Raw genomic sequence first — 12,684 nt, forward strand, 5'->3', positions numbered from 1 at the left:
CCGGATGGACGATTATCGAACCGCTTCAGAGGCTTATGGAGGGGTTGGCACTAGACGCGCCGCTCCTTGATCGTGTTCATCACGAAACTCGTCTCGATCGAGGCGACGCATTTGAGCCTTGCGATCTTCTCCTTGATGAAACGCTCGTACTGATCGAGGCCGGCGCTCATCACCTTCAGCACGTAGTCGCGCGAGCCGGTCACCAGATGGCATTCGAGCACCTCGTCCCAGCCGCGCACCGCCTCTTCGAACATGACGATCTCGTCTTCGTGCTGGCGGCTGAGCGTGACGGTCGCAATCGCCGTCATCGTCCAGCCGTCGACTGCGGGATCGACCAAAGCCGTATAGCCGCGGATGACCCCGGTCTCCTCCAGCCGCCGTAGCCGACGCAGACAGGGCGACGCCGAGAGCCCCACCCGCTCGGCGAGCTCGTTGTTGGTCAGGCGGGCATCCGCCACCAGTTCCTTCAAAATCCTGCGATCCGTCTCGTCGGCAATTTTCTGCGCCATATCTTCTCAACTCAGCCAAATCTTTGCGCAACTCAAGGCGATCCCGCCGGAAATAGCAAGGATCGGTCCAAGCATCTGATATAATTTGCCTGTCAGTCGAGTCCGCTTCGCTTGAGGAGACAAGCCATGACCGCACCGCATCCCTCCAAAACCCACATCGGAAACCACAAGCTGCATCCTGAAACGCAGATGCTGAACTATGGCTACGATCCGGAACTGTCGGAGGGCGCGGTCAAACCTCCGGTCTTTCTGACCTCCACCTTCGTCTTCCGCTCCGCCGAAGAGGGCCGCGACTTCTTCGACTTTGTCTCCGGCCGGAAGGAACCGCCGGCGGGTGTCGGCGCCGGCCTCGTCTATTCGCGCTTCAACCACCCGAACAGCGAGATCGTCGAAGACCGTCTCGCCGTCTACGAGCGCACCGAAAGCTGCGCACTGTTCTCGTCGGGCATGTCGGCGATCGCCACGACGCTGCTCGCCTTCGTCAAGCCGGGCGACGCGGTGCTGCACAGCCAGCCGCTCTATGGCGGCACCGAGACGCTGCTTGCCCGCACCTTCCTCAATCTCGGCGTTTCCGCCGTCGGTTTTGCCGATGGCGTGAACGAGGCGGCCGTCAGCGCCGCCGCAGAAGAGGCGATGGCCAAGGGCCGGGTCTCGGTGATCCTGATCGAGACGCCGGCGAACCCGACCAATAGCCTCGTCGACGTCGCCATGATCCGCCGCGTTGCCGATGCGATCGGCAGGAAGCAGGGCCATACCCCGATCGTCGCCTGCGACAACACGCTGCTTGGGCCCGTCTTCCAGCGGCCGATCGAGCACGGCGCCGACATCTCGCTCTATTCGCTGACCAAGTATGTCGGTGGTCACTCCGACCTGATCGCCGGCGCCGCGCTCGGCTCCAAGGCGGTGATGAAGCAGGTAAAGGCGCTACGCGGTGCGATCGGCACGCAGCTCGATCCGCATTCCTGCTGGATGCTCGGCCGTTCGCTCGAAACGCTGGCGGTGCGCATGCAGAAGGCCGACGACAATGCCCGCATCGTCGCCGAATTCCTGCACGACCACCCGAAGGTCGAGCGTATCCACTACCTGCCCTTCCACGGCGAGGACACGCCGGTCGGCCGCACTTTCAAGACGCAGTGCACCGGCGCTGGCTCGACCTTCTCCTTCGATATCGCTGGCGGCCAGGAGGCGGCCTTCCGCTTCCTCAATGCGCTGCAGATCTTCAAGCTCGCCGTCAGCCTCGGCGGCACGGAATCGCTCGCCAGCCACCCGGCGGCGATGACCCATTCCGGCGTGCCGATCGAGGTGCGCCACCGCATCGGCGTGCTGGAATCGACCATCCGCCTGTCGATCGGTATCGAGCATCCCGACGACCTCGTGGCCGATCTTTCAAACGCGCTGTCGCTCGCCTGATGCAAGAGGCCGCCGGTCCAGCCGGTGGCATCCTTCGCGAGTTCGCAAGGACGCAATTCCGGACGGAAAACCGCTGCGCACTTTTCCTGGAACTGCTCAGTGCGCCAGGATGTTGACGATATTGCCGAACGGGTCGCGCATGTAGAAACGGCGCACGCCCCAGGGCTCGTTGGTGATGTCGTAGACGATCTCGACACCGGCGGCCTTGGCTCGCTGATAGGCCCGGTCGACATCGTCCACCTCGATCGAAAGCACCGGCACCGGCGTATCGTTGCCGCCCTCGCTGGCGATGCTCACCTGTGGCATCGCGGCCTTGCCCTCCGCGGCAAAGGTCAGGATCCAGCCGTGATCCATCACCACGTCGAGTTCAAGCAGGTCGCCGTAGAAGGCGCGCGCCACTTGCGGGTCCGGGGCGTAGAGGTTTGAGACGATACGCTTGATTGTCATGGAATTCTGCTCCCTTCGACGCGCCGCAACGCGGCAGCATCGACGCTTACTGGTTGTTCGGCTAATAACGATACAGCCCATACTGCCCGCCAACGGCAGCCGATTGAAAGCGGAAATCGCCTCGCTTCAGAATGAAGCCGCCGCATGTTCCGATGGCGCCTTCGGGTTTGCTCCGGCAAGCGCCACCCGCACAAGCGTCGCCGCAGCCTTGCCCGCCACCTCCATGTAGCTTGGATCCCGGTGCAGCAGCACGACCGCGAAACTGCCGTCGAGCAGCAGCAGGATCTGCTTTGCCAGCATGGCCGGCTCGGCGACACCGGCTTCGGTAAAGGTCTCGGCAATCCAGGCCTCGAACTTCTTCTTGTGGGCGGCACCGATGCGGATCGCCGGATGACCGGGCATGTTGGCAAGCTCGGCGGAGGTGCGCAGGAAGCCACAGCCCTTCCATTTCGGATGGCGCGCCGCCCGCGCCAGGTTGACGAAGATCGCCTCGACCTTGTCGGCAATGTCCCCGTCGCCCGCGTCGAACCACTTGCGGAAGAGTTTCAGATTGGGCTGGTCGCGGCCTTCGAGATAGGCGGCGATCAGCTCGTCCTTGCTGTCGAAATGATAGTAGAGCGTGCGTTTGGTCACGCCCGCGGCTTCCGCCACCGCATCGACGCTGACGGCGCGGATGCCCTCGGCATAAAACAGCTTTTCCGCCGCTGCGACGATCAGCTCCCGGGTCGATTTCTCTGCTTTCGCCATCTCTCATGTATACCGACTAGTGAATATACATGGCATCTTCCCTCACCTAGCCTCCCCCCGTCAACACCTGCCGGAGAGCAACCATGTCGAACACCGTGCTGATGCAGATTTCCGAGGGCATCGCCCTCCTCACTCTCAACCGCCCTGAGAAACTCAACGCGCTGAACTACGAGCTGATCGACCGGCTCATGAGCCTTCTCGACCAGATCGAGGCGAACGACGGCGTCGGCGCCGTGATCATCACCGGCACCGGCGACCGCGCCTTTTCCGCCGGCGGCGATATCCATGAGTTCTCGGAAAGCGTGGCCAAGGGCGTAAACCCGGCCGTGCGCGATTTCGTCCGTCGCGGCCAGGGCCTGACGGCCCGGCTCGAAGCCTTTCCGAAGCCGGTCATCGCTGCCGTCAACGGGCTTGCTTATGGCGGCGGATGCGAGATCACCGAAGCGGTGCATCTCGCTGTTGCAAGCGACCGGGCGCGTTTTGCCAAACCGGAAATCAAGCTCGGCATGCCGCCGACCTTCGGCGGCACCCAGCGCCTGCCGCGGCTCGCCGGCAGCAAGCGCGCGCTTGAACTGCTGCTGACAGGCGAGGATTTCTTGGCCGATCGCGCGCTGGAGCTGGGGCTCGTCAACCACGTCGTCGCTCATGAGGAACTGATGTCGGCCGCCCGTGACCTGGCAAAACGCATCATGGGCCACTCCCCGCTTGCAGTGCGCTCGATCATCACCGCCGTCACCCGCGGCCTCAACATGTCGATCGCCGAGGGGCTGCTGGTCGAAAGCGAACAGTTTGCCCAGATGGTGCCGACCGACGATCTTGCCGATGCGCTTGCCGCCTGGAAGGGACGGCGCATCCACGACGACCCACCGCGGCCTGGTCTCTTGTCGCGATACTTTTAAATTCAACCGAACGGTTGACAATTAGGTCGACCGAGAGGATATTCAACAATATGGTTGAATATCAGAACGCACATCTCGATGCCGTGTTTCACGCGCTTTCGGACCCGACGCGGCGCGCCATGCTCCAGGACCTTTCGCAGGGCGAAAGACTGGTAGGCGAGCTTGCGGCGCCGTTCTCGATCTCGCTGGCCGCGGCATCGAAGCACATAAAGGTGCTGGAAGGAGCAGGTCTGGTGCGCCGCGAAGTGAAAGGTCGCATGCATGTGTGCCGGCTCGATGCCGCGCCGATGCATGCAGGCATGGAATGGATGCGCCACTACGAAGCCTTCTGGCGCCCCCGCATCGACGCACTCGAGGCGCTGCTTCTCGCCGAAGACGCCACAATCCAAACTGATCCGGAGGAAAAGCCATGACTTCGTCTGCCACAGCCTTTGCCGGCGCCGACTACGGCCGTGTCGTCGCACCGGACGCGGTGCGCATCGAGCGCCTGCTTCCCGGCCCGATCGAGCGGGTCTGGTCCTATCTGACGGAGGAAAGCAAGCGCCGGCTCTGGATGGCGTCCGGAACGATCGGATCGAAGGAAGGGGCCGAGGTCGAGCACGTCTTCCGCCACTCGGAACTGACGACGGAGGACGATCGGCCACCGCAGAAATACGCCGAGCACGCCGGCGAGGTGCGCAATTACGGCCACGTGCTCGCCTGGGAGCCGCCACGACTACTGGCCTATACCTGGAACGAAGAGACCGGCACCCCGTCGGAGGTCCGCTTCGAGCTCAGCCCCCGCGGCGACAAGGTGCTGCTCGTCGTCACCCATAAGCGCATCGCCGACCGCGCGGTCATGACCAGCTTCTCCGCCGGCTGGCACGTGCACCTCGACATTTTGCGCGCTCTGCTCGAAGGCGAAAAGCCGGCAGCCTTCTGGAGCAAGTTTGCCGACCTTGAAGCGCAATACGACGCGCGTATTCCGAAGCCCTGACGGCGGGATGGGCTTGAAGGTCAGGACGCGTGCAGGCGCCGGCAAGGATCGACTTGCCGGCGCTTTTCGTCAGGCTCGGGCGAAACCGAGAACGAAAAACGCCAGCGCGCCGATCGAGGCCCATGTGCGCACGTGGTTCCACCAGACCCAATCGGTCAGATAGCGCTCACGCCAGAGATCGGTCGCCGCCTGACCGGGGGCTGCCGCGGCGAGTGCGTCATTCATCGGCACGTTGAAGACAATGGTCACCAGCAGCACGCCACCGACATAGGCAATGCCACCGGCGGCAAGCCACCACCTGCCCTCGCCCCCCGAGATGAAGGCGACGACGACGAGCGCCAGGGCGAGCAGCGCCGTGCCCATGAAGGCGCTGAGGAAGATCGGGTTCTGGATCACGACATTGATGGCGTTCATCGCGGCGATCCCCTGCTCCGGCGGCAGCCGCGACAGGGCCTGCATGATGCAAACCGAGAAGATGAAGAACAGCCCGGCCATCAGGCCGGAACCGATCGCGGCGGCAAACGCCAGAGCGGGGATCAACGGGATCATGCGGCAAGACTCCAAACACCAGTTGCTGCGGTTTCCCGGGCGTAATCTGCAAAGTCGCGCGGACGCCGCCCAAGCACGCGCTCGACATCGGACGTCATGCTGGAATTGCGTCCGTCGAGCACCGAGGTGAAGAGATAGCGGATGAGTTCGACATAGTCATCCGGCACGCCGTCCGCCTTGAGATGCGCTGCGAAGTCGGAAACCGGAATGGCCTGATAAGAGATCCGACGGTTGGCGGCCGCGGCGATCTCGGCGACGGCCTGGGCAAAGGTCATCAGGCGCGGGCCGGTCAAGGCATAGACCTTGCCGATATGCGCATCGTCCAGAAGGGCCTCAACCGCCACGTCGGCAATGTCGTTGCAACTGACGAAGGGCTCGGTGACCTCGTCCACCGGCAGGAAGACCGAACCACTCACCACGCCGTCGGCCAGGAAGCCTTCGTCGAAGTTCTCGAAGAACCAGCTGCCCCGGATGACCGTCCAGTCGGCGCCGGAGGCCTGCAGCGCACGCTCGGAGGCTTCCGCCTCGTCCTCGCCGCGGCCCGACAGGAGCACCAACCGTTTGATGCCGGAGCGAACGGCAAGGCTCGAGAACTTGGCGATGACCTCGACGGCGCCCGGCACCGCCAGATCGGGCTGGTAGCAGACATAGATGCGATCGACATTTTCAAGGGCGGGCGTCCAGGTCGCCTCATCCGTCCAATCGAAGGAAGGCGACGCCGAACGGGCGCCGATGCGGACCGCTACGCCCCGCTCCCGAAGGCGATCGGCCACCCGCCGCCCCGTCTTGCCGGTACCGCCCAAAACCAGTGTGACTTTCTGAGACATCGTTTCCTCCTGAGGTTCCACCAACAAACATGAGCATCTCTCACATTTGCAAATGTGATAAATCCTCGTATTTTAGGAGTCAAGTCAAAATGTGAGCATTACTCATGATTCCAGATGCAAGTCCCGCCACGCTTCCCGCCGACGACGAGCCTGCGCTGCGCCGGACGCCGAGCCAGAAGCGCAGCCGCGAGCGCGTCGAGCAGATCCTTGCCTGCGCGACGGCGCTCATCCAGGAGAAGGGCAGCGACGCCATGCGCATGAGCGAAGTCGCTGAAAAGGCGGGGATTTCGATCGGCTCGCTGTATCAGTACTTCCCCGACAAGGCGGCAATCGTGCGCACGCTGGCCGAGCGCTACAATGCGGTCTGCAACGAGTGCATCGCGGCCGAACTGGCAAAGGTCACGTCGATAGCCGAACTGCGCGACGCCTTCTCGCTGCTGTTCGACATCTACTACGACATGTTCCTCGCCGAGCCGGTCATGCGCGACATCTGGTCGGCGATGCAGGCCGACAAGGCACTGCGCGAGATCGATCTTGCGCAAAGCCGCGCCGGCGGAAAGCTGCTTGCCGATGTCTGGGCCTGCCTTGTGCCGGAGACGCCGCGCGAAGAGATCGACAGCGCCGCCTTCCTGATCATGCATCTCGGCGACTGCACCATGCGACTTGCAGTCTCGGTCGACCGGGCCGAGGGTGACCAGATCGTCGAAGCCTACAAACGCATGACCATCAAGGATTTTGTCGCGGATGGACCGCGCGGCGGCGCGCACTCAATTGACAACTCCATGACACAATCCTAATCATCTGGGATCGATTGGTTCCCGGGACGCGAACGTGTTTCGGGAGTAAACGGGAATGTGACGGATGGACCCAAGCTGGGCATTCAAATCACGGCCGACCCCGCGACTGTAGAGCGACGTCGATCCACCGTTCCGGAGCGATCCGGAAGAAGCCACTGGCAAGACCGCGAGAGGGCGGCCGAGCTGGGAAGGCGAGGCAGATCGAGGGCATCGAGCCCAACGCCGTGAGCCAGGAAACCTGCCACTCGATACGGGCATAGGGCCCAACCGGGAATTTCCCGATGCCATCACGGAGGTTGTCATGGCTACGTCTACCATTTCGAGCACCCCGCTCTCCCTCAGCGATCGTCTGACCGCTGGCGTCATCGCGCTCTTCATCGGCGCATTCCTCGTCTTTGGCGCCGGCCTTGCCAACTCGGCAGTGCTGCACGACACGGCGCACGACACCCGCCACTCCTACGGCTTCCCCTGCCACTGACCGATGCGCCGGAACGTGAACAACGTTCCGCATCGAACAATCTGCGGACCTGAACGCATCCGGCCCGAGCCGGATGGAGGCCTGCGTGCATCCCGGTTTTTCCGGCGCGCGAAGGCCATCCGCAGCATAGGGAAAATGGGAAGGCTCAAGGACCACGCCACAGGGCGTGGCTTTTGTCGTTATCGAGGGATTTCAAGATGATTGTCAGAACGCTTCTGGCCGCGATCGTGGCTGGATTGATTGCCGGTGTCTTCATGACCGGCGCCCAGGAACTGCGCGTCACACCGCTGATCCTGCATGCAGAAGAATTCGAAGGCGAGGCACCGGCCGCCACCGAACAGCCCGCCGCCCAGCCGGGTGCGGCACAGCCGGCCGCAGAAAACCACGACCAGCATTCGTCGCTCAAAGCCGTGTCGCCGTTCGGCGCTTTCCTCGACGCTTTGTCGCCGATCACCCCGGCCTATGCCCATGAGGGCGAGCATGAGGAAGGCGGCATCATGTTCGGCATGAGCCGCTTCTCCGGCACGCTGATGGCGAACCTCGTGACAGGTTCCGGCTTCGGCCTGCTGCTCGCTGGCGTCAGCCTGGTGATCGGCTACCCGATCACGCTCAGGAACGGCGCGCTGTGGGGCGCCTGCGGCTGGCTTGCCGTGCACATGCTGCCGGCGATCGGTCTACCGCCGGAACTGCCGGGCTTTCCGGCAGCCGAACTCGGCGACCGCCAGACCTGGTGGCTGGTGACCGTGGCGCTCTCCGCCGTCGGCCTCTATCTCGTCGTCCTGCGCGAGGAGATCGTCTCCAAGGTCGCAGGCCTGGTGGCGATCGCAGCACCCCATGTCTACGGTGCGCCGCAGCCGCTCGATATCACCAGCAACGTTCCGGCCGTGCTCGGCGCCGAGTTTGCGGTTGCCGCACTCGCCACCACGCTTGCCTTCTGGATCGTGCTCGGCGTCGTCTCCGGCTTCATCAACGAGCGCTTCGTCAAGGCACAGTGATCACTGATCACAGATCGTCAGCAAAGCGACGGCGGGGTTCAGGTCCCGCCGTTTTGCATGAGATGCGCCGCCAGCCGCGCGCGGCGATCTTCCGGCTCCAGCAGCACGCAAGTGTCGCAGAAGCTGCCCCCTTCCGTCTTGAAGTAGAGACAGCAGCCGCAACGGATCCGATACTGGCGCGACAGCTCAGCGCCGCTTGCCGGATCGAGAGCCGCGATCTGCTCGTAGCAGAGCTCCTCTGAGTAGAGCCGCGAACCCGGTCGTTTGACGATCGCCAGCGCCTCGGCCATGCCGCGCGCCTCGTCGCCGATCGCGCGGCCGATTTCCAGGAACGCACCGGCCAGGGCATCAGCCGCGAGCCGCCATTGCGCCCCGCTCGACAGCCCTGCTCGCGCTTTCAGAACCGCAACGACGGGTGCCAGATGGGCGATGAAGCCCTGTTCGAATGCGCTGACGCCTTGGCCACCCTGGCGCTCCGTCGCCGGCGGATGCAAGCGAAAATGATAGCGCTTGCCCGCGACTTCGACGCCACGGTGAAGCCGCGTCCAATCCTCGAAACGAATGCCGGCCACCTCCGCCTGCAACCCGGCGCCGAGATGGAACGCGCCAAGGACTACGCTCAGCTGGCGGCTATAGAAGGCGATCAGATGCGCCGCCCGGATCCGGTCGGTCATGCCGACCCCGAAGAAATCCTGATAGGCGAGCCCCGCCTCAAGGCCAGCGCTGCCCGCAGCCCAGAAGTCGCCCGGCGCGCTGAAATCACTGGCCGCCGGCCCGAGCGAGACGGCAGCCTCGGGAAACTGGGCACGCAGATGGTCGGCGACGGCCAGCGCCTGCGGCGCAAACGCCGCGGTCTCCGCTGTCGGCCGGTGGTCGTTCAAGCGCATGCCGTCTCCGTCGTCCATTCTCATCCTCTGGCGCGGGATGCGGGCGGATTACCACACGCGCCTTCCCCCTCCTGCAGCCAGCCACCGTCGAAGCCCGCCCGCTCAAGGCCGAGACGGATCGCCGGCATGCTGCGCATCAGCGCCCAGCTAAGGCCGCTTTGCCAGTTCTCGATCATCATGACAACGATGCCCTGGTCAAGACCGACGACACGCGCATCGATCCAGCCCTCCGGGCCTGCGCCGGCGGCCAGGCTCGGATTGAAGCCGCCGGGAAAGCGCCCTTCGCTCAAAAGTCCCGGATAACTGTCTGCCATATGCACCAGGGAGGCCTGCGCCGCATCCGGCTCGAACGGCAGGCAGGCAAGCGGCGCCCAGGGCACGAGCGTGCCGTCATCAAGGCCGTAGGGTGCGCCGCGGTTCACATAGCCGAAAAGCCGCTGCTGGCGCCCATCCGCAAGCCGCAGCCGGCCGCGGGGCGCATGGCAGGCGCTCAGGCCCCACAGGTCCTCGCCATATCCGGCGAAACCGCCGGGATTGGAGCGCGCATGGTCCCGCTGCAAGGCGATGGCGCGTCGGGTATTCTCGAAATAGTCCGTCCCCCGCTCCCGCATCGGCCGGTCGGAAAGCCCGCGCAGATCGAGCCAGGCCTGCGGAAAGAGATGGATGAAGAGTGGCGCCGCATGCAGATGCGGCCGGCCGTCGACGGGAATCCAGTCATGGCCCTCGGCAAAGGCCGCATAGTGCTCCGGTTCGATCGAATGGCCGGGCGCGCCGAGTGCCAGCACATAGAGCAGCAGCGCTTCGCTGTAACCCCGCCAGCGATGCTTCAAGAACCGCCCCGGCGGCCGCCAGCCCATCGTCAGCGTGTCGCCCCGATTGAGCGCCCAGCGCCAGTCCACCCGCGCATAGAGCCGATCGGCAAGAGCGCGGATCTCGCATTCGTCCGCATCCCTACCGGAAAAATATGCAGAGGCGGTCAGGCAGCCGGCGATCAGCAGCGCCGTATCGACGGTCGAAAGCTCGCTCTGCCAGGTGCGCTCGCCGGTCCGCATGTCGAGGAAGTGATGGTAGAAGCCGCGATAGCCGGTCGCCTGCCGGTGGCGGGACTGCGGGCTTTGGACAAGGAAGCGCAGCGTCGTCGCCACCCGCCGCGCGGCATCGCTGCGCGAGAGCCAGCCGCGCTCGACGCCGATGGGATAGCAGGAAAGGCCGAAGCCGGTCGCAGCGATGCTCGCCGGCGCGCCCGGCAACGCGGTGTCGGCGATCAGTCCGGTGACCGGATCCGAATGTTCGAGGAAATACCCGAACGCCGCCTGCTGCAATCGATCAATCTGAAATCGCTCAGTATTTTCCGTACGCTGCGGCATTTCGCCTTTCCTGTCCGACATCCGGCCTCATGCAGGAACCGGCAAAATCACTCTTTAGTGAAGGCCAACTACACCCAAACGGTCGCCGAAATCCAATCTTGTGTTACAGTCTTCTAATCTGACCGCGCGCAATGACTGGTTGAAGCGATGTTGAGCGTGTTGGCGTTACTCCTTTCATTGAGTGGTGGCCCGAGCCCATCGACCGCCGAGGCGACGAATGTCGACGTCGAACTGATCCTGGCGGTCGACATGTCCGGCTCGATGGATCTCGACGAGGCCCGCATCCAGCGGGCCGGCTATGTCGAGGCACTCCGGCATCGCGACTTCCTTGATGCGGTCGAAAGCGGCCAGCTGGGCAAGATCGCCATCGGCTATTTCGAATGGGCCGGAACGGTGAACGAGTCCTCCGTTGTCGCCTGGAAGGTCATCGACAATGCCGCCGACGCCGACGCCTTCGCCAAGCTGATCGAAGCGCGGCCGGTCGGCACACGCCGCGGCACCTCCATCTCCAACGCCATCACCTATGGCACGGCGCTGATCGATTCCAACGCGTTCAGCGGCGTGCGAAGGGTCATCGACATCTCCGGCGACGGGCCGAACAACATCGGCCCGCCGGTGCTTCCAGCCCGCGAGATCGCGATCACGCGCGGCATCACCATCAACGGGCTTGCCATCCTCATCCGCCCGTCGGTTTCGACCGGCCCGCTTGACCAATACTATGCCGAATGTGTCATCGGCGGCCCCGGCTCCTTCGTGCTGCCGGTGCACGAGCCCGAAGATTTCTCCATCGCGATCCGCCAGAAACTGGTGCTCGAAGTCAGCGGCCTGCCACCGCCGCCGACCATACGCTATGTCGATGCCTTCCCGGCGCCCGATTGCCTGATCGGCGAGAAATTGCGGCCGGGCTTCCTCGACCGGGTCTATCCGGAGCTCGACAAGTAGCCTCGCTAGACCGGACGATGCCCCCGCAACCTTTGCGCGTCAGATTGTCGTTTCCCTTCGCTTCGTCCGACGATAAGATGGCGCGTTGCTTCGCGGATCGATTCATGTCCTTGACCACCACGCCCCATCAGGCCGACCTGGCCACAGACCCGACCACCGACACCGGCAGTCAGCACATCCGCGATACATTGCGCGATGCGATCGTCGAGCGGCGGCTTGCGCCTGGCACGAAGCTTTCGGAAAGCGACGTCGGCGAACTGTTCAACGTCAGCCGAACGCTGGTGCGCGCCGCCCTGCAGGCGCTGTCCTATGAGGGCCTCGTCAACGTCGAGAAGAACCGCGGCGCCTTCGTTGCGCACCCTTCGATCGACGAGGCGCGCCAGATCTTTGCGACCCGCCGGCTGATCGAACCCGGCGTCGTGCGCGCCGCCGCCGCCCAGATCGGCAAGGCGGAGCTTTCCGAACTCAGGCGCATGCTGGCAGCCGAGCGCCAACTGACTGAACAGCGCGGTCAATCGGCCCGTCGTGCGGAAATCAAGGCATCGGGCGATTTCCACCTGGCGCTTGCCGACCTCTCGGGCAACACCATTCTGCGCCGCTTCATGGACGAGCTCGTCGCCCGCTCCTCGCTGGTCATCGCGCTTTACGGACAATCGACCGTTTCGAGCTGCGGCCACAGCGAACACGACGAGATCGTCAACGCGATCGAGCGTGGCGACATCGACGCGGCCGCGCGGCTGATGGTCCACCACATCGACCATATCGAAGCCGACCTCGACCTGCGCGTTCTGAAGTCGACCGACCTCAAGGCAGCGCTGGAACTCTAGTGCCGCCACCTGCGCCGGGCCTGGATT

The 12,684-nt window shown here is 64.1% G+C and carries 16 protein-coding genes and 1 riboswitch; of the genes, 9 read left to right on the forward strand and 7 right to left on the reverse strand.

What is annotated here, in order from left to right; genetic code table 11:
* Positions 1–50: 50 nt before the first annotated feature.
* Positions 51–509 (reverse strand): Lrp/AsnC family transcriptional regulator, encoded by a 459-nt coding sequence (locus BLU15_RS04300; RefSeq protein WP_034792047.1) that lies wholly within the window; start codon positions 507–509, stop codon positions 51–53.
* 126 nt (positions 510–635) lie between these two features.
* Between BLU15_RS04300 and BLU15_RS04305 the strand changes: the two genes are divergently transcribed.
* Positions 636–1,919, forward strand: coding sequence for a cystathionine gamma-synthase family protein (locus BLU15_RS04305; protein WP_034792023.1), 1,284 nt, complete (start codon positions 636–638; stop codon positions 1,917–1,919).
* A gap of 96 nt (positions 1,920–2,015) precedes the next feature.
* Here BLU15_RS04305 and BLU15_RS04310 read toward each other — a convergent pair whose 3' ends face one another.
* Together BLU15_RS04310 and BLU15_RS04315 are read right to left on the reverse strand one after the other, a co-directional pair.
* On the reverse strand, positions 2,016–2,366 hold the full coding sequence (locus BLU15_RS04310; protein ID WP_060605677.1) for a VOC family protein: 351 nt from the start codon (positions 2,364–2,366) through the stop codon (positions 2,016–2,018).
* 126 nt (positions 2,367–2,492) lie between these two features.
* Complete coding sequence (locus BLU15_RS04315) at positions 2,493–3,113, reverse strand: TetR/AcrR family transcriptional regulator (protein WP_090294382.1); 621 nt, start codon at positions 3,111–3,113, stop codon at positions 2,493–2,495.
* A gap of 83 nt (positions 3,114–3,196) precedes the next feature.
* Between BLU15_RS04315 and BLU15_RS04320 the strand changes: the two genes are divergently transcribed.
* Genes BLU15_RS04320 through BLU15_RS04330 form a run of 3 tightly spaced genes read left to right on the forward strand, consistent with a single transcriptional unit; the run spans position 3,197 to position 4,988 of the window.
* Entirely contained in the window at positions 3,197–4,012 is an 816-nt protein-coding gene (locus BLU15_RS04320) for a crotonase/enoyl-CoA hydratase family protein (RefSeq protein WP_090294384.1), read from the forward strand.
* 50 nt (positions 4,013–4,062) lie between these two features.
* Complete coding sequence (locus BLU15_RS04325) at positions 4,063–4,425, forward strand: ArsR/SmtB family transcription factor (RefSeq protein ID WP_090294385.1); 363 nt, start codon at positions 4,063–4,065, stop codon at positions 4,423–4,425.
* The gene (locus BLU15_RS04330) at positions 4,422–4,988 is read left to right on the forward strand and encodes an SRPBCC family protein (protein ID WP_090294387.1); all 567 of its coding nucleotides are present in this window, start codon (positions 4,422–4,424) and stop codon (positions 4,986–4,988) included. The genes BLU15_RS04325 and BLU15_RS04330 overlap by 4 nt, the downstream gene beginning before the upstream one ends.
* A 69-nt stretch (positions 4,989–5,057) precedes the next feature.
* On the opposite strand, the gene BLU15_RS04335 is transcribed toward BLU15_RS04330, so the two are convergent.
* Positions 5,058–5,537 (reverse strand): anthrone oxygenase family protein, encoded by a 480-nt coding sequence (locus BLU15_RS04335; RefSeq protein ID WP_090294389.1) that lies wholly within the window; start codon positions 5,535–5,537, stop codon positions 5,058–5,060.
* Entirely contained in the window at positions 5,534–6,364 is an 831-nt protein-coding gene (locus tag BLU15_RS04340) for an NAD(P)H-binding protein (protein ID WP_090294390.1), read from the reverse strand. Before BLU15_RS04340 ends, BLU15_RS04335 begins: the two co-directional genes overlap by 4 nt.
* A 104-nt stretch (positions 6,365–6,468) precedes the next feature.
* Here BLU15_RS04340 and BLU15_RS04345 point away from each other — a divergent pair, with 104 nt between their 5' ends.
* From BLU15_RS04345 to BLU15_RS04355, 3 genes are all read left to right on the forward strand, one after another.
* Positions 6,469–7,161: a TetR/AcrR family transcriptional regulator gene (locus BLU15_RS04345; RefSeq protein ID WP_051659240.1), complete on the forward strand. Its 693-nt coding sequence runs from the start codon at positions 6,469–6,471 to the stop codon at positions 7,159–7,161.
* Positions 7,160–7,422: riboswitch (cobalamin riboswitch) on the forward strand. It overlaps the preceding gene by 2 nt.
* A 40-nt stretch (positions 7,423–7,462) precedes the next feature.
* Positions 7,463–7,639: a CbtB domain-containing protein gene (locus tag BLU15_RS04350; protein ID WP_034791966.1), complete on the forward strand. Its 177-nt coding sequence runs from the start codon at positions 7,463–7,465 to the stop codon at positions 7,637–7,639.
* Positions 7,640–7,836: 197 nt separating this feature from the next.
* Positions 7,837–8,634 (forward strand): CbtA family protein, encoded by a 798-nt coding sequence (locus BLU15_RS04355; protein WP_034791964.1) that lies wholly within the window; start codon positions 7,837–7,839, stop codon positions 8,632–8,634.
* Between the two features lie 38 nt (positions 8,635–8,672).
* Here the strand turns inward: BLU15_RS04355 and BLU15_RS04360 are convergent, their stop codons facing one another.
* Together BLU15_RS04360 and BLU15_RS04365 are read right to left on the reverse strand one after the other, a co-directional pair.
* Positions 8,673–9,539 carry a ferric iron reductase gene (locus tag BLU15_RS04360; protein ID WP_244546703.1) on the reverse strand — a complete coding sequence of 289 codons (867 nt, stop codon included), beginning with the start codon at positions 9,537–9,539 and terminating at the stop codon, positions 8,673–8,675.
* Between the two features lie 2 nt (positions 9,540–9,541).
* Positions 9,542–10,888, reverse strand: a complete 1,347-nt coding sequence (locus BLU15_RS04365; protein WP_090294392.1) for a glucoamylase family protein — start codon at positions 10,886–10,888, stop codon at positions 9,542–9,544.
* A 147-nt stretch (positions 10,889–11,035) separates the two neighbouring features.
* Between BLU15_RS04365 and BLU15_RS04370 the strand changes: the two genes are divergently transcribed.
* Together BLU15_RS04370 and BLU15_RS04375 are read left to right on the forward strand one after the other, a co-directional pair.
* Positions 11,036–11,830, forward strand: coding sequence for a DUF1194 domain-containing protein (locus BLU15_RS04370; protein ID WP_034791962.1), 795 nt, complete (start codon positions 11,036–11,038; stop codon positions 11,828–11,830).
* A 104-nt stretch (positions 11,831–11,934) separates the two neighbouring features.
* Positions 11,935–12,657 (forward strand): GntR family transcriptional regulator, encoded by a 723-nt coding sequence (locus BLU15_RS04375; RefSeq protein WP_090294484.1) that lies wholly within the window; start codon positions 11,935–11,937, stop codon positions 12,655–12,657.
* The last annotated feature ends 27 nt before the right edge of the window (positions 12,658–12,684 follow it).

It is taken from the genome of Ensifer sp. YR511, from assembly GCF_900103045.1.
Taxonomy (GTDB): domain Bacteria; phylum Pseudomonadota; class Alphaproteobacteria; order Rhizobiales; family Rhizobiaceae; genus Ensifer; species Ensifer adhaerens.

What these genes read in the sequence shown, in the direction of transcription:
- BLU15_RS04330 (WP_090294387.1), top strand. Translation starts at nt 4,422, where the DNA reads ATGACTTCGTCTGCCACAGCCTTTGCCGGCGCCGACTACGGCCGTGTC.
- BLU15_RS04360 (WP_244546703.1), bottom strand. Translation starts at nt 9,539, where the DNA reads ATGGACGACGGAGACGGCATGCGCTTGAACGACCACCGGCCGACAGCG.
- BLU15_RS04305 (WP_034792023.1), top strand. Translation starts at nt 636, where the DNA reads ATGACCGCACCGCATCCCTCCAAAACCCACATCGGAAACCACAAGCTG.
- BLU15_RS04300 (WP_034792047.1), bottom strand. Translation starts at nt 509, where the DNA reads ATGGCGCAGAAAATTGCCGACGAGACGGATCGCAGGATTTTGAAGGAA.
- BLU15_RS04370 (WP_034791962.1), top strand. Translation starts at nt 11,036, where the DNA reads ATGTTGAGCGTGTTGGCGTTACTCCTTTCATTGAGTGGTGGCCCGAGC.
- BLU15_RS04335 (WP_090294389.1), bottom strand. Translation starts at nt 5,537, where the DNA reads ATGATCCCGTTGATCCCCGCTCTGGCGTTTGCCGCCGCGATCGGTTCC.
- BLU15_RS04350 (WP_034791966.1), top strand. Translation starts at nt 7,463, where the DNA reads ATGGCTACGTCTACCATTTCGAGCACCCCGCTCTCCCTCAGCGATCGT.
- BLU15_RS04315 (WP_090294382.1), bottom strand. Translation starts at nt 3,113, where the DNA reads ATGGCGAAAGCAGAGAAATCGACCCGGGAGCTGATCGTCGCAGCGGCG.
- BLU15_RS04375 (WP_090294484.1), top strand. Translation starts at nt 11,935, where the DNA reads ATGTCCTTGACCACCACGCCCCATCAGGCCGACCTGGCCACAGACCCG.
- BLU15_RS04340 (WP_090294390.1), bottom strand. Translation starts at nt 6,364, where the DNA reads ATGTCTCAGAAAGTCACACTGGTTTTGGGCGGTACCGGCAAGACGGGG.
- BLU15_RS04325 (WP_090294385.1), top strand. Translation starts at nt 4,063, where the DNA reads ATGGTTGAATATCAGAACGCACATCTCGATGCCGTGTTTCACGCGCTT.
- BLU15_RS04345 (WP_051659240.1), top strand. Translation starts at nt 6,469, where the DNA reads ATGATTCCAGATGCAAGTCCCGCCACGCTTCCCGCCGACGACGAGCCT.
- BLU15_RS04365 (WP_090294392.1), bottom strand. Translation starts at nt 10,888, where the DNA reads ATGCCGCAGCGTACGGAAAATACTGAGCGATTTCAGATTGATCGATTG.
- BLU15_RS04355 (WP_034791964.1), top strand. Translation starts at nt 7,837, where the DNA reads ATGATTGTCAGAACGCTTCTGGCCGCGATCGTGGCTGGATTGATTGCC.
- BLU15_RS04310 (WP_060605677.1), bottom strand. Translation starts at nt 2,366, where the DNA reads ATGACAATCAAGCGTATCGTCTCAAACCTCTACGCCCCGGACCCGCAA.
- BLU15_RS04320 (WP_090294384.1), top strand. Translation starts at nt 3,197, where the DNA reads ATGTCGAACACCGTGCTGATGCAGATTTCCGAGGGCATCGCCCTCCTC.